The sequence below is a fragment of the uncultured Porphyromonas sp. genome, from assembly GCF_915070105.1.
Taxonomy (GTDB): Bacteria; Bacteroidota; Bacteroidia; order Bacteroidales; family Porphyromonadaceae; genus Porphyromonas.
This window is the reverse complement of record NZ_CAJZFJ010000010.1, coordinates 1-25,413: the sequence shown is the minus strand read 5'-3', so window position 1 is coordinate 25,413 and position 25,413 is coordinate 1. Positions and strand designations below refer to the sequence as shown.

The 25,413-nt window shown below is 53.6% G+C and carries 22 protein-coding genes; 12 read left to right on the top strand and 10 right to left on the bottom strand.

Features of this window, described 5'->3' with window-relative positions; genetic code table 11:
• Positions 1-14: 14 nt before the first annotated feature.
• The 8 genes from QZ554_RS01975 to QZ554_RS01940 form a co-directional block, all read right to left on the bottom strand.
• On the bottom strand, positions 15-1,499 hold the full coding sequence (locus QZ554_RS01975; RefSeq protein WP_366764335.1) for a sodium:solute symporter: 1,485 nt from the start codon (positions 1,497-1,499) through the stop codon (positions 15-17).
• Between the two features lie 681 nt (positions 1,500-2,180).
• Positions 2,181-4,022: a hypothetical protein gene (locus QZ554_RS01970; protein ID WP_297193908.1), complete on the bottom strand. Its 1,842-nt coding sequence runs from the start codon at positions 4,020-4,022 to the stop codon at positions 2,181-2,183.
• Between the two features lie 264 nt (positions 4,023-4,286).
• Entirely contained in the window at positions 4,287-4,631 is a 345-nt protein-coding gene (locus QZ554_RS01965) for a GntR family transcriptional regulator (protein ID WP_297176061.1), read from the bottom strand.
• 6 nt (positions 4,632-4,637) lie between these two features.
• Entirely contained in the window at positions 4,638-5,450 is an 813-nt protein-coding gene (locus tag QZ554_RS01960; RefSeq protein ID WP_297193907.1) for a hypothetical protein, read from the bottom strand.
• Between the two features lie 46 nt (positions 5,451-5,496).
• On the bottom strand, positions 5,497-6,342 hold the full coding sequence (locus QZ554_RS01955; RefSeq protein ID WP_297193906.1) for an ABC transporter ATP-binding protein: 846 nt from the start codon (positions 6,340-6,342) through the stop codon (positions 5,497-5,499).
• A gap of 280 nt (positions 6,343-6,622) precedes the next feature.
• Positions 6,623-8,077: a DUF5686 family protein gene (locus QZ554_RS01950; RefSeq protein WP_297193904.1), complete on the bottom strand. Its 1,455-nt coding sequence runs from the start codon at positions 8,075-8,077 to the stop codon at positions 6,623-6,625.
• Positions 8,078-8,083: 6 nt separating this feature from the next.
• On the bottom strand, positions 8,084-8,728 hold the full coding sequence (locus tag QZ554_RS01945; RefSeq protein WP_297193902.1) for a carbohydrate-binding family 9-like protein: 645 nt from the start codon (positions 8,726-8,728) through the stop codon (positions 8,084-8,086).
• 57 nt (positions 8,729-8,785) lie between these two features.
• Complete coding sequence (locus tag QZ554_RS01940) at positions 8,786-9,442, bottom strand: LysE family transporter (protein ID WP_297193900.1); 657 nt, start codon at positions 9,440-9,442, stop codon at positions 8,786-8,788.
• A gap of 1,093 nt (positions 9,443-10,535) precedes the next feature.
• Between QZ554_RS01940 and QZ554_RS01935 the strand changes: the two genes are divergently transcribed.
• Both QZ554_RS01935 and meaB read left to right on the top strand, forming a co-directional pair.
• Entirely contained in the window at positions 10,536-10,913 is a 378-nt protein-coding gene (locus QZ554_RS01935) for a DUF488 family protein (protein ID WP_297193898.1), read from the top strand.
• Positions 10,914-10,987: 74 nt separating this feature from the next.
• Positions 10,988-12,103, top strand: coding sequence for a methylmalonyl Co-A mutase-associated GTPase MeaB (gene meaB / locus QZ554_RS01930; protein ID WP_297193896.1), 1,116 nt, complete (start codon positions 10,988-10,990; stop codon positions 12,101-12,103).
• Between the two features lie 103 nt (positions 12,104-12,206).
• Here meaB and QZ554_RS01925 read toward each other — a convergent pair whose 3' ends face one another.
• Positions 12,207-14,495: an exo-alpha-sialidase gene (locus tag QZ554_RS01925; RefSeq protein ID WP_297193894.1), complete on the bottom strand. Its 2,289-nt coding sequence runs from the start codon at positions 14,493-14,495 to the stop codon at positions 12,207-12,209.
• Between the two features lie 17 nt (positions 14,496-14,512).
• Positions 14,513-17,242, bottom strand: coding sequence for a peptidase M49 (locus tag QZ554_RS01920; RefSeq protein WP_297193892.1), 2,730 nt, complete (start codon positions 17,240-17,242; stop codon positions 14,513-14,515).
• A gap of 796 nt (positions 17,243-18,038) precedes the next feature.
• On the opposite strand from QZ554_RS01920, the gene mce reads away from it, so the two are divergent.
• The 10 genes from mce (at position 18,039) to QZ554_RS01870 (ending at position 25,247) form a co-directional block, all read left to right on the top strand.
• A complete protein-coding gene (gene mce / locus QZ554_RS01915) occupies positions 18,039-18,452 on the top strand; it encodes a methylmalonyl-CoA epimerase (protein ID WP_297176082.1) in 414 nt (137 codons plus the stop codon).
• A gap of 139 nt (positions 18,453-18,591) precedes the next feature.
• Positions 18,592-20,145 carry an acyl-CoA carboxylase subunit beta gene (locus QZ554_RS01910; protein ID WP_044168130.1) on the top strand — a complete coding sequence of 518 codons (1,554 nt, stop codon included), beginning with the start codon at positions 18,592-18,594 and terminating at the stop codon, positions 20,143-20,145.
• Positions 20,146-20,193: 48 nt separating this feature from the next.
• Positions 20,194-20,697 carry an OadG family transporter subunit gene (locus QZ554_RS01905; protein ID WP_297193890.1) on the top strand — a complete coding sequence of 168 codons (504 nt, stop codon included), beginning with the start codon at positions 20,194-20,196 and terminating at the stop codon, positions 20,695-20,697.
• A gap of 17 nt (positions 20,698-20,714) precedes the next feature.
• Complete coding sequence (locus QZ554_RS01900; protein WP_005467364.1) at positions 20,715-20,891, top strand: hypothetical protein; 177 nt, start codon at positions 20,715-20,717, stop codon at positions 20,889-20,891.
• A 33-nt stretch (positions 20,892-20,924) separates the two neighbouring features.
• A complete protein-coding gene (locus tag QZ554_RS01895) occupies positions 20,925-21,410 on the top strand; it encodes an acetyl-CoA carboxylase biotin carboxyl carrier protein subunit (protein WP_297193887.1) in 486 nt (161 codons plus the stop codon).
• A gap of 7 nt (positions 21,411-21,417) precedes the next feature.
• On the top strand, positions 21,418-22,569 hold the full coding sequence (locus QZ554_RS01890) for a sodium ion-translocating decarboxylase subunit beta (RefSeq protein ID WP_297193885.1): 1,152 nt from the start codon (positions 21,418-21,420) through the stop codon (positions 22,567-22,569).
• A 254-nt stretch (positions 22,570-22,823) separates the two neighbouring features.
• On the top strand, positions 22,824-23,756 hold the full coding sequence (locus tag QZ554_RS01885; RefSeq protein ID WP_297193884.1) for a CsgG/HfaB family protein: 933 nt from the start codon (positions 22,824-22,826) through the stop codon (positions 23,754-23,756).
• A 26-nt stretch (positions 23,757-23,782) separates the two neighbouring features.
• Positions 23,783-24,139: a hypothetical protein gene (locus QZ554_RS01880; protein ID WP_297193882.1), complete on the top strand. Its 357-nt coding sequence runs from the start codon at positions 23,783-23,785 to the stop codon at positions 24,137-24,139.
• 53 nt (positions 24,140-24,192) lie between these two features.
• Positions 24,193-24,540 carry a DUF4810 domain-containing protein gene (locus tag QZ554_RS01875; protein ID WP_297193880.1) on the top strand — a complete coding sequence of 116 codons (348 nt, stop codon included), beginning with the start codon at positions 24,193-24,195 and terminating at the stop codon, positions 24,538-24,540.
• Positions 24,537-25,247 (top strand): GNA1162 family protein, encoded by a 711-nt coding sequence (locus QZ554_RS01870; protein ID WP_297193878.1) that lies wholly within the window; start codon positions 24,537-24,539, stop codon positions 25,245-25,247. The genes QZ554_RS01875 and QZ554_RS01870 overlap by 4 nt, the downstream gene beginning before the upstream one ends.
• Positions 25,248-25,413: the final 166 nt, after the last annotated feature.

Genomic DNA, 25,413 nt, shown 5'->3' with positions numbered 1-25,413 from the left:
AGTTGGATATATAGTTAAACATGCACCTCCTTCCCCCTCCGATCATGGGCGATCCAGAGCGAGACGAAGGTAAAGAGTCCATTGAAGAGTAGCATCTCATAGCCTACCTTGTAGCCGATGGTATGCTCTAGAGTATAGGCGAGGGCATAACTCACGAGGGGCGAGAGTACGGCGATGTAGGGGGCGAGGTGGTCGCGAATAGGCAGCTTCGTCAGGAGTCCAAAGGCAAAGAACCCCAGCAGAGGGCCATAGGTATAGGAGACGGCGGTGAAGATGGTCTTCAGGAGCGAGGTCTGCTGCATGCTCCCGATGAAGAGCACCATGAGGGCAAAGGCTACACATACCCCCAGGTGGATCCACCTGCGACGCTGCTCGCCCCCCTTCATGTCCATACCGAGGAGGTCGGTGCATACCGACGTCGTTAGGCTCGTCAGTGCGGAGTCGGCGTTGGAGAAGGACGCTGCTGTGATCCCCAGCGTGAAGCAGATCAGCACCACCGACCCTAGCTGGGTCGTAGCTAGATAGGGCAGTATGCTGTCCGTCTTCTCTGGTAGGGTAAGTCCCATCGTGCTCGCATAGTGCACGAGCAGGATCCCTAGGGTGAGGAAGAGGAGGTTGAGCGGGATGAACCCGAAGCCGTAGGTGAGCATATTGGTCTGTGCCTCCCTGAGACTACGGCAGGTGAGGTTCTTCTGCATCATATTCTGATCAAGTCCCGTCATCACGATCACGATGAAGGCACCGCTGATGAGTTGCTTCCAGAAGTATAGAGGACTCGTCCAGTCGTCGAAGACGAAGATACGACTATGCTCCGAGCTTCGCACCACATCCACGATCCCCGATAGGCTGAGACCTAGCTGGGAGGAGACCTGGTAGAGCATGAGGATGAGGGTAGTGACTAGGCACAGGGTCTGTAGCACATCCGTCCAGATGATCGTCCCCATTCCTCCACGCTGGGTATAGAGCCAGATAATGGCTACCACACCTACGACCGTCACGGGATAGGGGATACCTAGGGGCGTAAAGACGAGACTCTGCAGGATCAGGGTAATGACATAGAGCTTGGCCGCTGCTCCGAAGAGCTTGGAGATGATGAAGAACATCGCCCCCGTACGGTAGCTATGCCTGCCGAAGCGTCGCTCGAGATAGCTATAGATCGATACCAGCTGTAGTCGGTAGTATAGTGGGAGCAGGACATAGGTCACCACTATATAGCCCACGAAGAAGCCCAGTACGAGCTGCATATAGGTCATGCCTGAGTGGACGACATCGCCGGGCACAGACACGAAGGTCACACCCGAAATGGAGTCCCCGAGCATCCCGATCGCTACCACCCACCAGGGGGTCGCTCGGCGGGCGAGGAAGAAGCTAGCGTTGTCATCCCTACGACCTGTTAGCCGAGCTAGCAGGAAGAGGAAGAGGATATAGGCGACGAAGGTCAGCAGGACACCTTGGGCTACGGGCATTACCTTGAGATTACTTATTTCTGTTAGCGTCACAAAAGTACAAATATTCCGCCTTGCCCCTAGTACCCTTCTTGTGTTTTAGGGCTGAAGCATGATCGCTTTGAGTACACCCGACTCTATGCCTCCGCTTGGGCTCTCCTAGGATGCTACTTTATATCCGAGAGCACCCTTCGCTAATCACTGGTGTACCTAGGCATTAGCTCCGAGAATTCTTCCTCTTAGAGAGCCCTCCAGCAGACATACCTAGAGCGAGGTTGTGTACACACGTGTACACAAGAGTGTACACGCTTGTATACTGTTGTATACACACGTGTATACTTTTGCCCTCGTAGGTAGGAGGTGTATGCTCGGTAAGTTTACTCTTCGGACAGATGCCTCTACCTTGAATCTATGTCCCTTGAGTGCAACGCTATCGATCTCTAGTGATGTCATGTGTTTCTCCTCGTCTTCGTATCCACCCTGATGGCTCGGGTATCTCCTCTATGGGCTCTCTTTCCCATCTCTCCTTGTAGAGGTGAGGGAACTGTAAGGGGAGGAGGTATAGCTTGCGGAATGGGTTGGCAGGAAAGGGGATATGAGCAGGTGCAGAGGGCGGGTAGGAACTTGGGCAAAAGCGACACACGCCCTCAGCTACTAGAGCTGAGGGCGTGTGTCCCTCCCGCTGTGTAATGAGCGGGGTAGGGGTGGTCGCTTTACCTCCGAGGGGAGGGTGGGCTACTTGATTTCAATGGGGGCACTCTCCAGAGCCTTAGGGAAGAGAGGAGCGAGGGAGTTCAGTTGCTCGAGGTGGATACGCACGGCATACTTCCCCTTGTTCCTGATCTGCCAGAGACCATTGCCGTAGTCAGGATCTTCGCCTAGGAAGAGGCGGGCATTGCTGGTATTGGCCTCTTGCCCTGCCAAGGAGGGGAATCTTTGGGACTCTATGATGAGGATACCGATGACCTCACCTGAGCCACTGAGCCCGAATGGGCTATCCGAGGAGGTGAGTACCTTGTGAATACCCGTGAGGTCTACGGTACCATCCTTACGTACGGTGACGGCATAGGGAGCTTGACCCTCGAAGGTGTCCTTGGTGAGGGTGATCTTCTTGCTCTTTCCTCGCCCTACGACGAGATAGGTCTTGACGTGAGCCTCGGGAGAGAGGGAGTTGTGGTCGATCTCTAGGGTCTCGAGTGCGGGGTATTCGTAGCCGAGCTCAAAGATGGAGCTAAGCTGGTTGTTCGGTACACGGAGCATCTGAAGCTTCGCTAGGCCGTTGATGTTGATGACGGCGAGGCTACCCCGCTGGTTGTGGTCTTGGGCAGTCTTACCCTTCTTGAGGCCGAAGCATACGAAGGTCTCGAGGTCACGATAGGGAGCGAGATTAGCCTCGGTAATGGCTTCATTACCACTGATCACTAGGCTCGTGATCGTGTTTGGGAGCTTCATGTCGGCGAGGGAGGCGAAGAGGTTATGTGAGAGGTCTACCGTCCTCAGTGTGGAGAGGGAGCTGAGGTCAAGGTTCTTGAGCTCGTTGCCTGCTAGTCGTAGGGTCTGTAGCTTGGGTAGCTCTGCGAGGCTAAGGCTAGTGAGCTTCCCGCCCCCGATGTCTAGCTTGGTGAGCTCGGGCGAAGAGCTGACGGTGGCTGTGGTCACTTCGCTAGAGGACTGGATGAGTACCTCGTGGAGCTTGGGGAAGTTCGTGAGCTTGAGCGCTGTGGCTGAACCTACTTGGGGCTTCTTGATCGTGAGGGTCTCCAGTAGAGGGTAGTCCTTGCCATCGAAGGTCATGGAGCTCAGCTTAGCCCCCGAGATGAGGAGGTAGCTTAGGTTGGAGAGCTTCGATAGGCTAAGCCCCTTCGAGACTGTAGCGTATAGAGGATCTACATAGAGCTCGGTCACGGCGGGTAGATCGGAGAGCTCGATATAGCCGATCTTAGGCAGGAGGTCTATGCCTCCCTTATCGGGGTCGTAGCCTTGGGCAGGGAGTTTGAGGGCCTTGTCATCATTGGCTGTCTTGAGCGAGGGGAAGCTCTGGAGGATCACGCTGTCTAGTAGAGGGAGTGCTTCGTAGGTGAGCTTAGTGAGGGGAGCCTTCTTGTCGCTCTGTGTACCCTTTAGACTCAGGTAGGTGAGCTTGGGGAGGTTGCGTAGCTGTACCTCCTCAAGGAGTGGGGCGATGAGCTCGATGCGCTGGAGCTCGGGTAGGCTCTCTGTGGCGAGTAGACTTAGCTTCTTGACGCTGGTGTAGCCCGAGGAACCACTGAGGATCTTCGTGATGTGGTACTTGCTGTCCGAGCCCTTGACGAAGTCGAAGGCTAGGGCAGAGAGATCCCATTCGCTGGGCTTCTTTGCCTTGAATTGAGCCTCTAGGCCATTGCGTGTAGCGAAGTCCATGAGGACGGCGTATTCGCTGGGGGCGATCTCGTCTGTCGATTCAGGGAGAGTCAACTGGAGCTTGGGGGGCTGAGGAGCGGGAGGGGTAGGAGGAAGTGGGTTGTCAGTGCTCTTGCAGGATGATGTCACAGCGAGCAGTGCTACCACAGGGAAGATCAGACGAGTAAGGTGTCTCATACCTATCAAAAAAAACTTATGGGTTGTGTAGAATAAATGTTACTACTAGCCCTATCTCATGGTAGGGCACACAAAGGTACCATAAGAAACTAGCCAATAGGAGGTAGCAATAGAAAATACCTAACTATGGGGACTCCCCTTAGGAGCAGTATTGGATGACCTTATTTCTCTGGGGACTTACATACGAACAGAGAGCGAACACCCCCCACAGGTATGATCCTATGGGGGGTGTTCGCTCTCTGTATATGGTGTGCTAGCTAGGAGCTAGAGGTCAAGGGCCTCTCGTAGCTCCTCGCCGGTGATGCCAATCAGCTTGGCCTCCCTACGTATCTGAGGGATGGTCTCATCGAGGAAGAGTGCCCTACGCTGTGAGCGTACACGCTCCAGTGCCCCTGTCGAGACGAAGAAGCCTAACCCACGTTGGGTATAGATGAGCTCACGTGCCGAGAGCTTGTCATAGGCATGTACGACCGTGTTCGGGGCCACCTGCATCAGCACGGCTAGGTCTCGTACGGAGGGGATACGTCCCTCTTCCTGATACTTACCCGAGAGGATGCCCTCGGTAATATAGTCGATGATGTGGGTGAAGCCCACGTTGAGATAAGCCATGTCATCTTACTTAATTTGGATTGTCTTGAGCCTATAGTAGATGCCGTAGGCTATAGCAGCATTGACGACAAACATGACGCTACTATAGACGTTGCGTACGAACTCCAGCTCCCTTTGTAGCTGTTCTATTTCACTATCGTTATAGAAGCTTGCGTTACTGAATATCCTGACTGTCTGGGAGGTGCTTATCCCAATAACAAGGATTATGATGAGCCCAATGGCGCAGAATCCGAAGAGTGGGCGTCGGAAGTAGAGCATGCAGAGGACGGGCATCACAATAGCAAAGATAGTCGAGGAGAGTAGTGCGATCTGATTGGCTGTGCTTAGATGGCCAATCCCTCCTCTGAGCTCCCTTCCTACCTCCCATAAGAAGTGCTCATTCTTAACTACGTCATCGGGCGCTATCCAGCTAAAGATTAGTGCGATGATCGTTATGGACATCAGGGTGATGAATAGGTATCCAAGCGTCGCTAGAGCCATCGTAGCTATCTTCTCCCCGACAGAGGCCGGTATCTGCGTGAAGGCTGAGGGATTAGAGGTATGCACGAGCTGGCAGATCCAGATCAGGCAGTATATCCAGGTGGCGAGAGCATAGGAGAGGAGGAGAGTCCCATCGAGGAAGGACTCGGCGAGCTTTCTATAGGCGAACTCTAGGTTGAACCCCGAGCCGATCAAGTTGATGAGGAGAGGGGCTGCGATGAAGACAATAGCCATGACGAGCTGAAAGATCAGGAAGGATCTGAGTGAGCCCGTCAGGCTAGCCTTGGTGAGTAGGACAATACGACCAAGGGATGATGTATGGAGACTAGAGGTATTCATTGTCGTTCTATTGTTGTTTGGGTGTGAGGTAGGGCGGAGTCAGTGATTAGTGCTTCTCAGAGAGAGCCTGTAGGATGCGATCACGCTCGGAGATAACGGCATTAAAGAAGAGCTCCATGCTGTAGTTGCTCTCAGACTCTTCGCTCCCATCACTTGGTAGGATGCCTACAGTACCTACTGCTGAGGGCTCACTATAGAGAGCCTTGTCTGCTAGCTCGGGAGTGATTAGTCTGAAGCTTAGTCGCTCTGTGATATCTGCTACAGTGGCATTGCAGAAGATAGATCCTCGCTCCATGATGAGTATACGGTCGATTAGCTGCTCTAGGTCTCTCACTTGGTGCGTGCTGATGATGATCGTCTGCTCTTCCGTGGTGTAGCGGGCTACGGTACGGCGGAACTCACCCTTGGATGGGATGTCTAGGCCGTTGGTAGGCTCATCGAGTAGGAGCAGGGGCACACGCAGGGATAGGGCAAAGGCGATGAGAGCCTTCTTCTTCTGCCCTTGTGAGATCTTCTTGAGGTTCATATCCCACTGTAGCCCGAAGGTATCTATCAGCTCCTTAGCTACCGCTTCATCGTAGTTTGGGTAGAAAGGGGCAGATATGTCGAAGAAGCTTCGGATCGAGATCGGGGGTACCTGAAACTCCTCTGGTAGCAGATACACCTGCTGGAGGAAGGAGACAGCTCGGTGCTTAGGGTCTGCATCTAGTACCTTGAGCTCTCCCTGACGGCGTAGGAGCTGTCCATAGAGGAGCTTGAGTAGGGTAGTCTTCCCCTCGCCATTGCGCCCTAGTAGGCCGACGATGCTTCCTTTGGGTAGCTCGAGGCTTAGGCTGTCGAAGATGTTACGACGACGGGTATAGCCGAATGATAGTTGCTTTACAGTGATCATAGCTTGTAATGTGGGTGATGTCTATTCTGTGTGTCATAAATATGACACACTGCAAAGGTAACAAACTTTTCGTAACTCGTATCATCTTGCTCAAATTCTTTCCTTCCCATCCCTCCTTACCCCTCAAAGACTTCACTGCTTGCCCCTTTGTTAGCTCCCTTGCTATAAGGGAAATCCCTCGGTGTATCTAGTAGGAACACACTTCGTGGGATCATGATATAGTGAGCCCCCTAGGGGGCTTCTGTATGATGTAGGTGTCGGATGCTAGCCTAGTCCTTTGCTATCTACGCTCACTCCAGGAGGAGGTAAGGCTTAGTATCGGTAAGCTGAGTCGTAGAGCTACCCGTGCATGTGAGCTCTGGTGGTCGTAGCCCGCGAAGAGCCCCAGTCGAGCGAGTTCTCCCCATCCGATCGAGTATCCAGCCTCGGTATAGGCTCGCCCATCTAGGCCGATGAGGTTCTTTAGGTGTAGGGCATCATCCATCTTGAGAAATTCGCCAAAGGCCCTACTGCGAGAGAGCAGGAAGCGGCCACTCAGGTAGTTTACCTCCTGTGTCGTCCATCCCTCGCCACCCGTGTAGTCAAGGGGCATAGTAGCCCAAGCCTGACGGAGGGGGGTACGATTAGCTAGAGAGAGGTGTGCGAAGTACTTCTCGTCGCTCTGTGTCCTTAGCCCATGGCTGAGGTAGCCCCCCACTGAGACCTTGAAGTCCAGCCTACTGCCTACCCTCATAGGGATACATCCACGTACGAAGCCCTCGACCATGCTATACTCACTATAGGGGATTGTACTCTGATCGATACCCTGTGGGCGAAGAGCCTGACGATAGATTAACCCAAGTTCCTTACGGAAGCCTACGGGGATTGGGGTCGTGGTGACGGAGGGATTGAGGAAGGTAGGAGCCCAGAGGAGTTGCCCCTCTGCTACCAATACTCTGTGGTGGGTGAGGGCTGGTGTGACTTGACTCTTCCTATCCTCGAAGATGAGACTTGTCGAGAGGTCAAGTCCTGTCCCTAGGTTGATCCTATTACGTAGGGTGACGAAGATCTTCTCATAGTCACGCACGGGGCTGTTGGTCCCGGGGAGCACTCCGTAGTAACCTCGGTAGATCTCCTCTGGCGTTAGGTGGGTTGTCTCCCTCGAGGTGCGCCCACCTGAGAGGACGAGGAGACCATCCTGCCGAGGAGCGTAGTAGAGCATTAGATGATTCTCCGAGAACCACTGGCGGGAGCATAGGGTGTAGTTATTGGAGGTGCGCAGGCGGATGCTCCTGCCTTCTCCGAGCCAACGGACGAACTGTAGTTCATAGCCGAGCCACTGCCCGTCTACCCGATTGCGCTCTGGGATGAGGTCTAGGATCCCATCCACACCTATCTGCCACTTCCCTAGGTTGATGTTAGTACCCGTTGCCCATTGGATAATACGTTTCATCGTGGAGGGCTTGCCTCCAGAGGTCTCGTGGCTACGTGCCTGACTATTGGCGAAGGCTCGTAAGAATTCATAGCCCCGATCCTGATTGTATGGGTAGGGGGGCTCGTGTCTGAAGAGGCGGTCGATCTCCTTGATCCCGTAGCTCTTCTGTGTGAACTGAGACTGGATGAAGGCCTCCTGCTGTCTCGCTAGGCTATCTCGCTGTGCGACCTCTTCCTCGCTAGGGCTCTGTGCATGAGCCATCGTGAGCGTGGTTAGGGTCAAGAGGACTGTCGTCCCGAGGGTGCGGACGAAGTAGGACATAATGAACTAGGGCTGTAGGATGAGCTCCCCGAAGAACTGCGGGCGGTGGAAGGCGGGCTTAACCTCTTCGATGGGAGCCCAGCTGAGGAAGTGTGTATGAGCCGTCTTGTCTGCACACTTATAGAGATTGGCGAAGAAGTGGTCGGGACGACCTGCTGTGTAGCCCATTGTCCACCATGGCAGGGAGACAGTGAGCATCCAGGCATGGCGACCTGTCGTCTCGATGCCGTGCTGTCCGAGGTGACTCCCCCAGCGTTCTATGGCTGCGAACTCCTCGCTGGTCAGTAGCGTACTCTCGCTAGGGGTGGTATGGTGTGCTGCATAGCAGACGCCTGCAGCGTTGAACTCAAAGTTGGTATAGGCCTCGCCTCGCTCTCGTTGCATGAAGAGCTCGACACAGCTATCCTCGTGTACGTAGTGTCCGTCACCTGGGGATAGGGTGCGTAGATCCTCACCCTCCACGACATAGCAGACATAGAGTGCCTCTTCGTCATAGCCTAGGTAGGCGGCTACGAGGGGGCGATGGGGGAAGTCCTGAGGCCAGTTGAGGGTGTCGATATAGATCGCCTGCCCCTGCTCTCTGAGGCTGGTAGTGAGAGCCTCTAGTGAACGCCCCTGGCGCTCTATGCGGGGGATGATTGCTTGCTTCATATTCTTTGCTAAAAATAGGTGAGAGGTGCAGAGCTATCCCCTAGACGAGGGTAGCTCCTACTCAAAGGCTACCGAGTAGATCCCTAGAGCGGCGATCACGATCAGGACAAAGGCCACTAGGCGATTGATCCACTCTAGGCTCTGCACACCGAAGCGTAGGGAGAGCTTCTTGACCACATAGGTAAGGATAATCCACCAGAGGATACATCCGATACCGATGCCAGCCATGGCGACAAAGAACTCGATGAACTGTAGCTTCACTACACGTACGAACTCTAGGCGGGTATACAGGGGTAGGAAGAGTAGGATGATGAAGGGGTTGGAGAGCGTCAGTAGGAAGGCTCCAGAGACCTTCTTAACGCTATGTACCGACTTCAGCGGATGGATCTGTACGGGCTCGTCATCCTCACGTGGTGCGACACGACGAGTGAGCAGGATCACACAGAAGGCTAGGATGAATATGCTCCCCCCTAGACGAAGGGAACTACTATAGTGATCAAGTAGATTGAGGACAATCCCTACACCCCAATAGGCAACGAGCCCATAGACGAGGTCACTGAGTGTCGCTCCTAGTCCCACAAGCATCCCTTGTTTCCTCCCTGCTCGTGTCGTCTCACGTAGGCAGAGAAGGCCAGTAGGCCCCATAGGAGCTGAGACCAGCATACCGATGAGTATCCCCTTCAGGAATGTAAGTAGTAGCTCAAAGAGTAGCATAACGGCTACAAAGATACTTAAATAATGTACTTACCGAGGATAACCCCTACCTGCCTACCCGACTAGGTCTACGGAAGGGCTCATGCATGGTCTCTCTTCTAGTATTCTCATATTCTGCACTCATTGGCTCCTTTGGGGGGTATTTCATGCCTAAGGGGCTCTTATCCGTATCTCCGGTGCTCCTTGCGTTAGCCCCCAAGTAGCACATATACGAGAGCCTTAGAGAGGACATACTTAGAGCGAAGGTGTGTACACGCGTGTACACAGTTGTGTACAGGTGGGTATACTATTGTGTACACACGTGTATACTTTTGCCTCCTAGGTAGCAGCTATATACTTGGTCAGTATATAGCTAGGGTACAGGTATTTCTATCGTCAGTGTAGGGCTTTCGACTCGTTGCTCTTCGAGCTCTAGTATTTTCACGGCTCAGCCCCGAGGTATACAGTACTATTCTCATTGGGGAGGGGATATTGTCGCTGTTCATGTTTGCGTGGGGTGAGTTTGTCCCTTAGTCAACAAAGCTCCCTATACCTTATATAAATGTATCACTACTGAACTCCTCGTAGGGTAAACTAGCACTAGCTTTACAACTCCCCTCTCCTTGTTGTGTCGTAGCATGCATTCTGAAAGCCCAAGCAGAGGATAAGTAATGAGCCCTAGAGAAGACTTGATATGTTCACCTGCATCACCTTACCTAGGTGACGGGGGCGAACATTATATGTCCTATGTCCCCTTCTCGGTATGTCCTCTCTATCCCTCAAGTAGTGTTTGATAAAGAGGTCGTTGCACAGCCAATTTTTCGGACTCACTACATCCTCTCATTGGGAGATTTGTATGGGGCGTGCTAGGGGGATGGTTAGGGCTGGATAGCTGTGAGGGGATAGAGGGGTAGCTCTTGGAAGCTAAGGAGGGGGATGATACATACGCTCAGGGTAAGCTCCTCCGAGGTGTATAGGTCAGAGAAGAGTCAAGTCGGGGGAGGAACGAATGGGAATATATGGGGCTTAGGTATACAAGGGGAATTAGTGTACCTTTGTCTAAGGGAGGCAAAGAGCTTCGCCCTCCCTCGTGTGTTTTCTAGTCAATTAGAGCATGGAGCTACTACTCAAGCGTGCCTACCTACCCGCCTCACCGACTGATGGCTACCGAGTACTCGTCGATCGCCTTTGGCCTCGTGGGCTAAGTCGGCAGGACGCAAGGCTAGACGAATGGAACAAAGACCTCGCTCCCTCCACGGAGCTCCGCCAATGGTATGGACACGACCCAGCACGATGGGCTACCTTCGGCGAGCGTTACCTCTCGGAGCTACGGGCGAGTGATGCCTGCCAAGCCTTCCTAAGTAGGGTAGAGCAGGAGGAACGTGTGACACTCGTCTATGCTGCTCGAGATGAGGCGCACTGCCATCCACTTGTGCTGAGAGCTTACCTCGAGGAGCTGAGGCACTCTGCAGATCTTCGCAGTGAATCATAGGCGCCTTCACCACTTGGCTATCTCCCCACTCCTCTAACGGAAATACTTACTACAACACAACAGATATATACGATATGGATATCAACGAAGAGCGACTGCATCACCCAGAGAATGACCCCGCCTACATGGGGCTCAAGGTCAATGAAGGGGTAGCGGCACAGCCGATGATCAACCCAAACCTGAGGCGTGTGGCACGACGCACCTATACGGTAGATGAGTTCGTGGCAGGTATACTCGCCTCCGACATCACGTGTCTGAGTCAGGCTGTTACCCTCGTGGAGAGCAACCGCCCAGAGCATCAGGTCGTCGCCCAGCAGATCATAGAGCGTTGCCTGCCCTACTCGGGTAAGTCAATGCGTATCGGGATCACTGGTGTCCCTGGAGCGGGGAAGAGTACCTCGATCGACACCTTCGGTATGCACCTCGTTAAGCAGGGGCGCAAGCTCGCCGTCCTAGCCATCGACCCGAGTAGTGAACGCTCGGGTGGGTCGATCCTAGGGGATAAGACACGTATGGAACAGCTCTCCAGAGAGAAGAATGCCTTCATACGTCCTAGCCCTACGGCAGGCTCACTCGGTGGGGTCGCTCGTAAGACGAGAGAGACCATCATCCTATGTGAGGCCGCAGGCTTCGATACCATCTTCGTGGAGACGGTAGGTGTCGGGCAGAGCGAGACGGCGGTGCACTCGATGGTGGACTTCTTCCTACTCATCCAGCTGGCGGGCACAGGAGACGAACTGCAGGGGATCAAGCGTGGTATCATGGAGATGGCAGATGCTATCGTCATCAACAAGGCTGATGGTGACAACATCGACAAGGCCAACCTCGCGGCCTCCCACTTCCGCAATGCCCTACATCTCTTTCCCCCGACAGAGTCAGGATGGCGTCCCAAGGTACTTACCTACTCGGGCTTCTATGGCATCGGGATCAAGGAGATCTGGGATATGATCGACGAATACCGACACTTCGCTATGGACTCGGGCTACTTCACGGAGAAGCGTCAGCGTCAGGCTAAATGGTGGATGTATGAGAGCATCAACGATGCCCTCAAGGCCTCCTTCTACCAGAACGAGCGTGTACAACGCCTTCGTAGTGAAGTAGAGCAGCAGGTACTCTCCGATACACTCTCCTCCTTCGTGGGGGCACAGCATCTGCTGGATACTTACTTTGAGGCTCTAAAGGGTAAGTAGGGCTTAGGTCTCTATACTTCCTTTCGTAGCCCCATACCAAAGAGAAAGAAGCCGTGCATGAGCTAGTCATGCACGGCTTCTTTGTATCCTCTAGGGTAGAGGGCTAGTGTTGCTTGCCCCCTCTTAGCCAGTCGAGGCTTACCCGAGTGAAGTAGATATCGAAGCCCGGGCGGTCGTCCTCCTCACTGATGATCCCGATAGAACCATCAGGGAGAATCACGATCTCGCTATATACAGCCTCACCTCCGCAGAGCTCTCGGGAGTACCGCCACGTCTTGCCCTCGTCCTCGCTTAGGAAGAGGCGCAGGTGGTCTCGTGTAGGGCTCGTGGGGAGTGTGTGTAGTAGGAGATGCTGATCCTTGCCACTACCGACGGGGGCATAGCGGGCTAGTGCTGCGTTGCAGGCGTTACCTGTTAGCTCGGGCCATGTGTGGGGTTCGCTCCAGGTCTTGCCCGAGTCGGTAGAGCGTACGAAGGTGCGGGCATTGGCTCCTCCAGCCCTATTACGGCTAGAGATGAGGAGCGTGCCATCGCTGACCTCTGCGACCTTGGCTTCGTCGCCATTGGCTCGTGCCACGGGAGAGGATTGCCAGGTCTTGCCTTGGTCGTCGGAGTAGACAAGTACGTTGTCCATGGTGCCTCCCCACTTCTCATCCGTACGCATAGCAGCCACGAACATGATCCTGCCCTGAGACGTGATGAGCCCATTACCCGAACCAAAGAAACCTCCGTAGCGGAAGCGGTCGCCATATACTTCATCTGATATTTCGCGTACAGTACTCCAGCTCTTGCCTCCATCTTCACTATGTGTGTAGTACATCTGTAGGGGCTTCTTTGCCTGTGATGGGTAGTGCCATAGCCCGCTACCGCTGACCATGACCATATGTATGGTACGTCCATCGGTAGCCATAGCCGCATCACCGAAGCCCTGCTGGGGACTACCCTTAGCGACGGTGATCGGTGCACTCCAGGTCTTACCCATATCGTGGCTGAGCTTGACCTCGACATCGATATCCTCGGGCAGGTCATACTCGCTAGTCTTGCGCTTGTCTATGCTGGCTACCAGGGTGCCGTCATCGAGACGGACGATCCCAGGTATGCGGTAGTGTGCCGAGTGGTTCTCTCCTGGTGCCCAGAGGAGTGTACGCTGTAGGACGATCTCGTGCTCATAGGCTCTGGAGAGTGTGTCTGGACGGAAGGGATGGAGGGTGCTTGATAGACGTACCTCCTGCAGGCGGGTGACGACCTTTCCTCCCTCGGGGGCATTGGGGGCGACATCGGTGACTACCCATAGCTTGCTGTGAGCGTTGAGGCTAGGAGCCTTGGCGACGGGGCGAAGGGTCACTTGATTGCCTTTACCGACCCTACCAGTAGCTACTAGTCGTCCGGGGCTCCGAGGATCAAAGCGATTCCCATTGATCGTCTCGTAGAGCTTCACCTGACTCAGCGCAGAGGGGGTGGTGCCACTGAGGTCAAGAGTGAGGGAACGTAGCCGTTCTGTCCGAGCTAGGCCAAGCGAGAAGGTGAAGAGGGGCTGTGTAGCACCTCGCCCCACCAAGGTGGCATTGGTACCATGCTCCCGATAGGTACGTACTGACCGGTGAGGAAGACGCTGGGGGAAGCCCACGAGGTGAGCCGGGTGCCTCCCCGTGACATCCTGTATGAGTGTATCCCCCGGAGTATAGCTGTCGAAGTCATAGGCTGCGACTAGTCCCTTGGTCGAGGGGCTGATGCGCTCGGTGAGGCGATCACGCTCCACCTCTTCGTTGGTGAGAGCACGACTGTAGAAGCGGATGTTATCGAGCTTGCCTCCATAGTGAGCCGTTGCCTTACCACCCTGCTGCGCAGCACCGATTAGTATCGGTAGACCATTGGCCGTGGACCACTGCCGTATATCCTTGTCTGAGCCCTGCGTTTGGAGCTTGCCATCGATGTAGAGGCGCATACGCTGTGTGGCTCTATCTACAACCCAGGCGACATGATACCATCGGTATAGCTCCCTACGATTCGTCTCCTCACCTGTCCAGAGGTTGAGTGAGTGATCATACCCCCCAGCTTGGTCGGGGGTAGAGATGCCGAAGAAGCCTGTGGTGAGGTTGCGTAGGCCGAGGAGCTCATAGCCACTCTGATCACTACCCTTAGGAGCAGCTAGGTCTCGTCTGGAGATGAGACGCTGTCCTTGGGCATAGGTGATCGTACGGTCTCCAGAGAGGTGTAGGCTGATGGTGTAGCTCCCCTCAGGTGAGATGTCGAAGTCTCGGTGTGCGGGGATCTGTAGGTACTCTCTCCGTCCATCTAGCTCGAGTACAGAGCTATGTCGCTGTGCCCATGTCGGAGCAGATAGGGTCGAGAGGAGTAGGAGGGGTGGGATATACTTCGTGAGGCTAGTCATCCGCTGTCGTTAGTTTATTAGATAGTAGAATATTCATCAAGTTCGAAGCGTAGGTCTTCGGCGAACTCTCGCTGTACGGGGTTATTGCTCTGCTCCCAGCTCTGTAATTCATCGCTGGCTAGCACCTCAGCTCTCAGAGCTTCGTCTGCACGTCCCCATCGCTTGAGGAGGAGCAGGGCTGTGCGCTGTAGAGGGGTAGGATAGGGGAGCTCTGTGTCGGATAGTGTCATGAGGAGCTCACTGAGTAAGAGTTCTCTCCAGCGAGGGTGCTGGATGGTAAAGCCCTTAGAGACCTTGCGGGCTAGTGTCGTGAAGGCGATCGGTAGGAGATCATCCCAGCGCTGGGCTCGGTCGGTGAATATCCAGTCTAGCGCCCAGTAAGCAGCGTCAGGGATGCGGTCGAAGAGGTTCTTCGCTAGGTAGTCTCTTAGTTCAGGATTGGAGAAGGAGGCTAGAGCAAGCTGTGTCGCCACCTCATAAGTCACCTGCTCGGCAGGGTATATGAGCTGACCTATGATCTTCAGTTCGCGTACATCTCGGCTTAGGATATAACGAGCGAGGTCTTCGCTACGAGGCTGCTTCTCCGCTAAGCGAAGGATGTAGTCCAGCGTGAGCCCAAAGTTAATACCATAGTATAGTCCCTTGGATCGCATCGAGGAGGCGATCTGTCCATCCATCGAATGGCGAAGCTTCCCACGTAGCTCCTTAGCCAGCTCTAGGGTCTCATCTGAGGGCTCTGGGTGGCGGAGCTCCTCTGCTGTCACGGGGTCATAGGGTAGTGTAGCATAGGTGTGGCTATAGCGCAGCATCTGCTCTGCATAGCCCTCGTCATAGTGGGCTACGACATCGGAGATCCCCCCTGTCTCATCATACACGAGCTCCAGCCGAGGATTGACGAAGCCCTTGTAGGGGGCTATGCCAAGGCGTGCATAGCGAGCTAGCACCTCGGTGTGTAGCTCTGGATCTACAGCTATGGCATACTGCTCGACGAGTGTGCGCCCAGCCTCATAGTCCCCCTCGCTCTTGATCCGCTGTACCTCTGCGAGAAGCTCTGCGAAGAGAGGGCGTAGGGCGGCATAGTCATGGATGATGAGCTCGAGACCACGTAGCTCTAGGATGCCTTCTTTGGCTCCACGCTCTAGTACGTAGCGTGCGATGAGGGCACGATTGCGCATGTGAGCCTCCTCCAGCTGATGACCAGGGCGGATACGTACGAGTTGGGTGACAAGCCCATTCAGGAGGTAGCGATAGTAGCAGGCCTTATAAGCCTCGTGGTCGGGCAGTAGCCCAAGCTCTATCAACCTCTCGTCTGCCATATAATATAGGGCGAAGAGGTCAGCACGAGCCTCCTCGAGTGTGGAGTGGTAAGCCCCAAGGGCATCTGCTGAGACCCCAGGGAGGAGTTGCCCAGAGCCGTGCCCAAGGCATTCGTGTAGGTCTGTGTGGAGGTGCTCCGTGATCCCCTCATATCGGGTAAGTAGGGCACGCACCTCTGGGTCGGGTACGAAGGCTTCGTCCATCCCGCTGTGCTGTGCAGCCCGATGATAGGCCTCATGGATGTTGTCTATCGTTACGGACTTGGATCCGTGGACGGCACGTATCCAGTCGGCATTGGGTAGGTTGATGCCGATCGGTGTCGCAGGGTAAGAGTCCCCCGCAAGCATAGCTGCCGAGACTACGGTGGCGGAGACTCCTCGGGGGGAAGCCTTCTTGAATCGTTCATCTATGGGGGCGTGCTCCTCGAACCATGCAGCCTCTCGGCAGATCTTCTCCGTTCGTCTGCTGGCCTCGTGGTCACGGATATGCACTAGACTCTCCCACATCCCCTTTGTTCCTAGGGGGTCGGTGTACACTTCGGTAAATCCGTTGATGAAGTCTACTTCGGGTGTGGTATCATTGACCCAAGCGATCGAGTAGCGGTTGTATTCGTTGAGGTCTCCCGTCTTGTAGTACTCTAGTAGGGCTAGGATGGTCTCCCTCTGGGCTTCACTCTCGGTGTAGGCTAGGGCAGCCCTTAGCTCCGTAGAGATACGGCTAAGAGCCTCACTATAGAGCCCACCTATGCGGTAGGTCTGCTCATAGAGTCTGCCATCCACACTTCGTGCTAGACGGCTGTTGAGTCCTAGGGAAGGGGGAGCCTTGCGCTCTCGCTCGGGGAGTGATTCATAGGCCTCCCTATAGTAAGCCTCAGCCTCCTGCTGGGTCACTTGGTCATCGTAGAAGTTGGCGGAGGAGGCACGCACGAGATCCTCTGTCCCCGACTGTACAGTACGGCGGGGAGCTTGGCTTGGGTCGAAGATGATAGCTAGTAGTCTCTCTAGCTCCTGCCCTCTGAAGCGTAGGAGCTGTCCCGTAGACTGCTGTACCTCCTCTAGGAGCTGTCGTAGGTAGCTCTCGGTGAAGTGTGGCTCGAATTTCTCCGATCCATAGTGGTGATGAATACCCGAGGAGAACCATAGGCGGAAGAGGTATTCCTCTACAGTACGGAACTCTTCGCAACTACGCTCTCCTCCATAATATAGATGTATGCCCTCAAAGAGCGCACGTAGGCGTAGCCCATAGCGGCCATTCTGGTCAAAGGTGATGTCTCGCCCCAATAGGGCGGCACGGCTGAGGTGGTAGATGAAGAGCTTACGTTCTAGGGGGAGATCCTCAAAGCCTGGGATCTCATAGCGTAGTATCTCTATATCGGCAAAGCGAGCCACGGAGGCGCCACTTACGGATGGTCTTCTAGCGTCTGTATACATTGATTGATTGTACTTAGTCTGCTGTCCCTCTATCCTTGGGACGGGTAGAGGCAAAAGGCATTATGCCACACAAAGATACCGAAAAGCCTAACGCCTGCCCAATCTCCATCCCTTCAGGGCAACGCCTGCTCTCTCCGCATCCTCCACTCTTAGGTACTCTGAGCTGATCATTTCTTAGTCTCAATCTCCGGAGCACCGAGACTTTATCCCCCTGCTACGCACATATAAGAGAGCCCTACAGAGGTGATACTTAGAGCGAGGTTGTGTACTCGTGTGTACACTGTTGTGTACATGCGTGTATACAACAGTGTACACGTGTGTATACCTTTCCGTCCTAGGTAGTGAGTGTGTACTGCTTGATTTTAGGCCTAGGATACAGGTATTTATATCTTCGATCTGCGCTTCCCGCCCCCTTGACTCCCGGCCTCTAAGAGATCACATGCACGAGTCCTCCCCATCTCCTCCCCAGACCCTCTCGCTCTTCCCCCCGTACTTGCCTCTCCATCCCCCCACCTCTCTCCACCTTCGTCCATCTGAGAGCTGTTCCCGACATAGGAGAGTTCCCCGTTCCCATTGGAGAGGGTGGAGTATGGGTAGAGCCATACTTGGGGCTTAAGGTCGTCGGAGGGTGATCGTGGGGGAGAGGAAAATGGGGCGATGGGGAAAGTGAAATCATCGATTATTCTATTTATCCTAGAGAGTTAGGCTATGAATATGATTATTCTTACTTTTGTAGCATAAACTCGGCGAGGGAAGGCCCCCCGCCATAAACGTATCAATTCAAGCAAGAAGAGCTATGAACCTCTCACACATTGAACATCTTGGGATTGCTGTCAAGAGCATCGAAGAATCCCTGCCCTACTACGAAGGTGTACTTGGGCTGAAGTGCTACAACATCGAGGAAGTCGCAGACCAGAAGGTCAAGACCGCCTTCCTACGTGTCGGGCAGACGAAGATCGAGCTACTCGAGGCTACGTCCCCCGATAGCACCATCGCTAAGTTCATCGAGAAGCGTGGCGAAGGTATTCACCACATCGCTTTCGCCGTACCCAATACGGACGAAGCTCTACAGGAAGTAGCAGAGAAGGGTGTCCAGCTGATCGACAAGCACTCCCGCAAGGGCGCAGAAGGGCTAAACATCGGCTTCCTTCATCCCAAGAGTACGCTGGGTGTACTCACCGAGCTGTGTGATAGCCGCGACGTGAAGTAAAGCTTAGCGCAATGACGAGTATAGGGATAATAGAGGTGTCTGAGACCGCTCCCCTGAGGGGGAGAGAGGTATAGGGCTCCTCTATTGTCCCTCTCTTTTTTCCACGAAGAAACGATAGCAACGACTAATAGCTAATAATATGAGTGTTCAACTAGAGAAAATCAAGGAGCTCATCCAGCTCCGTGCCACAGCTCATCTCGGTGGCGGGCAGAAGCGTATCGATAGCCAACACCAGAAGGGTAAGTTCACCGCTCGTGAACGTATCAACATGCTTCTGGATGAGGGTAGCTTTGACGAGATCGATACGTTTGTGCTACACCGCTCGACCAACTTCGGTATCGACAAGACCAAGTTCCTCGGTGACGGTGTCGTCACGGGCTCGGGTACGATCGATGGCCGTCTGGTCTATGTATTCGCTCAGGACTTCACTGTATTCGGTGGAGCACTCTCGGAGATGCTTGCCTCCAAGATCTGCAAGGTCATGAAGCTCGCTATGGAGATGGGAGCGCCTGTGATCGGCCTCAATGACTCGGGTGGTGCTCGTATCCAGGAGGGGATCAATGCCCTTAGCGGTTATGGTGACATCTTCCAGAACAACATCCTTGCCTCCGGTGTCGTACCTCAGATCTCTGCTATCTTCGGTCCTTGTGCCGGTGGTGCTGTATATTCGCCTGCCCTCACGGACTTCAATATCATGAGCAAGGGTACTAGCTATATGTTCCTCACTGGTCCTAAGGTCGTCAAGACCGTAACGGGTGAAGACGTCACGCAGGAGCAGCTCGGTGGTGCTAGCGTACACGCCTCTAAGAGCGGTGTCGCACACTTCGCCGTAGATAACGAAGAGGAAGGTATCCGCCTGATCCGTCACCTGCTCTCCTTCATCCCTCAGAACAATATGGAGGATGCTCCATGTGTAGAGCCTACAGACGCGATCGATCGTGTAGATGACGCTCTGAACGAGATCATCCCTGATCAGCCTAACAAGGGCTACAACATGTATGAGGTCATCGGTACGATCGTCGATAATGGCGAGTTCCTAGAGATCCACCGTGACTGGGCTAAGAACATCATTATCGGCTTCGCTCGCTTCAATGGGCAGAGTGTCGGTATCGTAGCTAACCAGCCTATGGTCATGGCTGGTGCACTAGATAGCAACGCCTCTCGTAAGGCTGCTCGCTTCGTGCGCTTCTGTGACGCCTTCAATATCCCTCTAGTTACCCTCGTCGATGTGCCAGGCTTCCTCCCAGGTACCGGCCAGGAGTACAACGGGGTTATCGTCCACGGTGCTAAGCTCCTCTACGCATACGGGGAAGCTACCGTACCTAAGATCACCGTCACGCTACGTAAGTCCTATGGTGGTGCCTACATCGTGATGAGCTCCAAGCATCTACGCTCTGACGTGAACCTCGCTTGGCCATCTGCTGAGATCGCTGTTATGGGCCCTGCTGGTGCCGTAGAGGTTATCTTTGCTAAGGAAGTTGCCGCTGCTGAGAACCCCGCAGAGGCTGCAGCGCAGAAGGAAGAAGAATACCGCAAGGCATTCGCTAACCCCTACAACGCTGCTTCCTATGGCTTCATGGATGATGTCATCGAGCCACGTAATACACGTTTCCGTATTATCCGTGCCCTCGAGCAGCTCCGTACAAAGAAGCAGATCAACCCAGCAAAGAAGCACGACAACCTGCCTCTCTAGTCAGAGAGCTGGCACTAGCCGTGCATAGTCATTCAACGCTACACTAGCATGAATACCGCTCGTCTTCTCACGCTATCTGCTGGCCTTGCCCTCTCAGGGGCGGCCACAGGTACCGTGTGGGCTCAGGATCGTACAACTGAGCTCCCAGAAAAGGTTCTCCGCTTGCAGGAGCAAGATCCTGCAGGCCTCATCATGACCTTCACGGCAGTACTTGTTGTTTTCGCCGCCTTGGTAATGCTAGTCTTGGTCTTTAGGCTCTTGGGGCAGTTCTTTGAATCCTCCAAGAACCCAAAGAAGGCCTCGACCACTACAGCAGTCCCTGCCTCTGTTTCCCCCTCCTCCTCACAGCCCTCTGGCGAAGCTCTTGTGGCTATCTCATTAGCCCTACAGCAGAGCCTAGGTGGACAGCCTGGCGAGGTGGCAGCAGCCATCTCCCTCGCCCTGCGCAGTGAGCTGGAGCAGCACGATGCAGAGAGCTATGTCCTGACGATCCGTCATAGACAGACTCAGTGGAATGCTCGCATACAAGGCACACAACGACGCTATAAATAATAATCGACATCCTCATTATGCAGCAGGAACCGAACCTCAAGGAAGTATTCGCAGCGATTTCCTATGCCCTCCACGAAGAGCTCGGCAAGCACCTCCACGATCAGGAATCCTATGTCCTGACCATCAAGCGTGGTGTAGTCCCCTCTCCATGGAGCTCTAAGAGCCACACGATGCGTCAGCTCCCTTCCCAATAGTTCATCCCAATCGCAATCAAACACTCACACATAATGAAAGAGTATAAGTATAAGATCAATGGCAACGAGTACAGCGTGGCCATCATTGACCTCGAAGGTAACACGGCAGCAGTCGAAGTAAACGGTGTCTCCTACAAGGTAGATATCCTCACCGAAGGCTTCACCGCAGCTCCCGCTCGTCCCGCAGCTAAGCCCGCCGCACCCGCAGCTCCTGCTCCCGCACCTGCTCCTGCCGCCGCTCCCGCTGCTCCACAGCCTATCGCTCCCGCTGCTGCTCCCGCCGCAGAGCCTGCTCCTGCAGGTAAGGGTACGGCCGTACAGTCTCCTCTGCCAGGTGTCATCCTCGACATCAAGGTCGCAGTCGGTGACACGGTCAAGGCTGGTCAGACGGTCGCTATCCTAGAGGCTATGAAGATGGAGAACAGCATCAACGCAGAGTGTGATGGTGTGATCACGGCCATCAAGGTAGCTAAGGGGGATAACATCCTCGAAGGCTCTGATATCGTAATCATAGGTTAGTCTAGCTATGTCCTTCTGGGGCTTTCTGGTTGAGAATATGCAGACGTTCTATTCCTTCACGGGAATAGCGAATGCAACGATGGGGCACCTTATCATGATCTTGGTGGGTCTGCTCTTCATCTTCTTAGCCATCAGATATGAGTTTGAGCCTCTCCTCCTTATCCCCATCGGCTTCGGTATGCTCATTGGGAACATACCGATGCTTAATGGGATGCAGGTAGGTATCTACGAAGAAGGATCTGTCCTCAATATCCTCTACCAAGGTGTGCGTCAGGGGTGGTATCCCCCCCTGATCTTCCTTGGTATTGGGGCGATGACAGACTTCACGGCTCTTATCTCTAACCCCAAGCTCATGCTCGTAGGAGCAGCAGCACAGTTCGGTATCTTTGCCGCCTATATGACTGCCCTACAGCTAGGCTTCACGCCCCCCGAGGCTGGAGCTATCGGTATTATCGGAGGAGCAGACGGCCCTACGGCTATCTTCCTCTCCAATAGACTGGCTCCACACCTCCTAGGTGCTATCGCCGTGTCGGCTTACTCCTACATGGCTCTTGTACCTGTGATACAGCCCCCCTTCATGCGTCTACTGACTACGAAGAAGGAGCGAGTAATGCGTATGAAGCGTCCTCGTCAGGTATCCCAGACAGAGAAGATCATCTTCCCTATCGCAGGGCTACTCCTTACGACGATGCTTGTACCACCAGCACTGCCTCTGCTAGGGATGCTCTTCTTTGGGAACCTCCTACGCGAGAGTGGTGTGACGAAGCGACTAGCCGATACAGCGAAGGGCCCACTGATCGATACAGTGACTATCCTACTTGGTGTCACGGTCGGTGCCTCTACGCAGGCGACGGAGTTCCTCACGGGTAACTCTGTGCTGATCTTCGGGCTCGGTGCATTCTCCTTCGTTATCGCTACGTGTAGTGGGGTGCTCTTTGTGAAGTTCTTCAACCTCTTCCTCAAGCCAGAGAACAAGCTCAATCCACTCATCGGTAACGCTGGTGTATCCGCTGTCCCTGACTCTGCCCGTATCTCGCAGACCCTTGGTCTCGAGTACGACCCTACGAACTACCTCCTCATGCATGCTATGGGACCTAATGTCGCAGGGGTGATCGGGTCAGCTGTTGCAGCTGGTATCCTGCTTAGCTTCCTAGCATAGGGGTTCTCCGTATAGGTTAGACCTCGGAGACAACTTTGCACTTATCCTTCCCCATGCCTAATCTGTTAGGCATGGGGAAGTGCTTTTTATGTAGCTACATTTATTGGTAATAGGTCTTCTCTATGACAGCAGATGCCAGTAGTGGAGTTGTAGGACTTGGTTTATTACTCCCTTATCGCTTATCAGTAGTACACTTCTATGGAGGAATAGCTATATTTGTTCCAGAGAAACTATCCCAAATTCGTATAGTGAACATGAAACCAATCAGAGCAATATTACTTGTGCTTACCCTTCTCTCTTGGGTGGGTATAGCGACTTTGAGAGCACAGGAGCCTACTCGAGTGATAGCCCAGCAGGGTGTAGAGCAGCAACCTATCCAACGTAAGGGGCTCAAGTGGAAGGTGGCCGTAGGGCGATTCTCCAATGAGACCTATTATGGTAAAGGGATCTTCTACAACCGAGCCAATGACCCGATGGCCAAGCAGGCACTGGATATCTTGGTGGCTAAGTTGAGTACCTCGGGCAAGTTCATCCTACTAGAGCGTAGTGATATGGACAAGATCGCAGCAGAGCTAAGAAATACCCCTCAGCAAAAGGTGGGAGCTGACTACCTAATCCTAGGTTCGATCACTGAATATGGACGTAAAATCGTAGGTAAGGAAGGGCTCTTCACCTCAGAGAAAAAGCAGATCGTAGAGGCAGGTGTCAGTATTCGTATTGTCGATGTCTCGACAGGACTAGTCATCTACTCTGAGGAAGCCAAGGGGCATGCTGAGACAAGCAGCCGTAGCACCCTAGGCATGGGCGGTAGAGCAGGCTATGACGCTACGCTCAGCGACAAGGCCATCTCTGGGGCTATTGACCAACTCGTAGAGAATATCATCAATAAGTGTACGGATAGACCATGGCGTACCTACGTGATCAATGCTGATGAAGATGGAGTGATTCTCGCTGGAGGTGCTACTCAGGGTATCAAGGTCGGGGATACCTTCACTGTATACAAGCGGGGGAAGAAGGTAACGAACCCTCAGACAGGGACTACCTTTGAGCTCGCAGGCAAGCCGGTAGCTCAGGTGCGAGTGCAGAGCTTAGCTGGCGATACTCCAGAGACAGAATACTCCATCGTTGAATTTGTATCAGGTGCCCTAGATAACAAGGCTCTTGACACCTACTACGTACAGCCATAGTCTAACCCTTCCATCAGTTTACCATCATGTGCCATCCTATTAAGCGACTTGCCACTCTCTTTACGCTTACCCTTACTCTCCTCCTTGGCATTGCCTCATGTGGCTCTACGGCATCACTCTCTGGAGGTCTAAACGATGAGGCATACCTCGTCGTAGCCTCCTCCTCGGTATACCAAGGGCATAAGGTCTATGTCTCAATAGATGAAGAGTCCGTGGTCGGTATCGTTGCGATCCGTCCAGATCAAGTAACACCTAAAGCTAAGAGGATCACGATCACTCCTGGACGTCATCTCGTACGTATTCACGATGCTGAGAACCGAAAGCTCTTCGAGAAAGAGATCTTTGTCTCCACACGATCGACTAAAACCATTACACTACGCTAGCTAGTACTAAGTCTATATTCTATACCTGAAGCTGTATCCCTAATATAAGCATTATGAAACATCACCTCTGGAGCATGGCCCTTGTCGCTGTATTCCTGTCTAGCTGTGGCTCTACCAGCAAGCTCTACTCATGGTATAACTATGAGTCTGTCTCGTATGCTGTAGCCAAGAACCCAACACCTGAGCGTATCGAGACCCTAAAGAAAGTCTACGAGCGCCTTATCAACGAACCCAAGGGCTCACGTAAGATGCCACCTCCTGGTATCTGTGCTGAGTATGGTTACCTACTCTACAAGCAGGGGCAGCAAGAGAGGGGGCTTCGCCTACTAGAGCGAGAGATAGAACTCTATCCTGAGAGTACGTTCTTCATCGGTAATCTCATTAAGCAGCTCAAGAAATGAAACCAAAGCTACACCAGATCGCTGGACTTACGCTCCTTGGGCTCTCTTCTCTATTCCTTCACTCCTGCGGGCTAGGTAAGGACTATACTCGTGGAGCACTCTATCCGCACCTCTATAATGATAAGCCTAAGTCTATTCTCATCATGCCTCCGATCAATGAGACGAACCAAGTGGAGGCCAAGGATAGCTTCTTTGCGACACTGATGGTACCGCTAGCAGAGCAGGGCTATTATGTCTTTTCGCCTTTCCTGACAAAGGAGTTGATGCAACAGGAGAGTGCTGATGATGCTGAGCTCTTCTTCCAGGCAGACCTTTATCCTTTTGCTGAAGTCTTCGGGGCTGATGCATCGCTCTTTACCATTATACATCGCTGGGAGAAGAAGGCTCTAGTAGGAGATATTCTTATAGATGTAGAGTACATCCTCCGCTCTACTCATACGGGAGAGACTCTCTTTTCTCGTAGGATAGAGGGGGTACTAGACCTTTCTACCCCTCAGAATGGAAGTGGTGGGCTTGCAGGGATACTTGCGACTCTGCTTGTCGATATGGTGAGGACGGCTCTGACTGATAAGGCATTGGCCGCAAGCTATGCTAATAAGGAATGCGTATCAGATATGCCTGTAGGTATATATCATCCCAATTACGGCAAGGATAAGAAGACACCAGCGAAGGCTAGTACCCTCGAAGGTGTTCGTCTCCAACAGTAGATCATAGGAGATAGCCGTTATCTCTAAGGGCTACCATCCTTTCCTATTAGACCCTCTTTAAAGGTCGGATCCTCTTTGGAGAGGGGATATAAAGCCTCGGGGGCTCGTACTACTAGAGTACGAGCCCCCGAGGCTTTCTTTATATGATAGATGGGTACTACTTCCT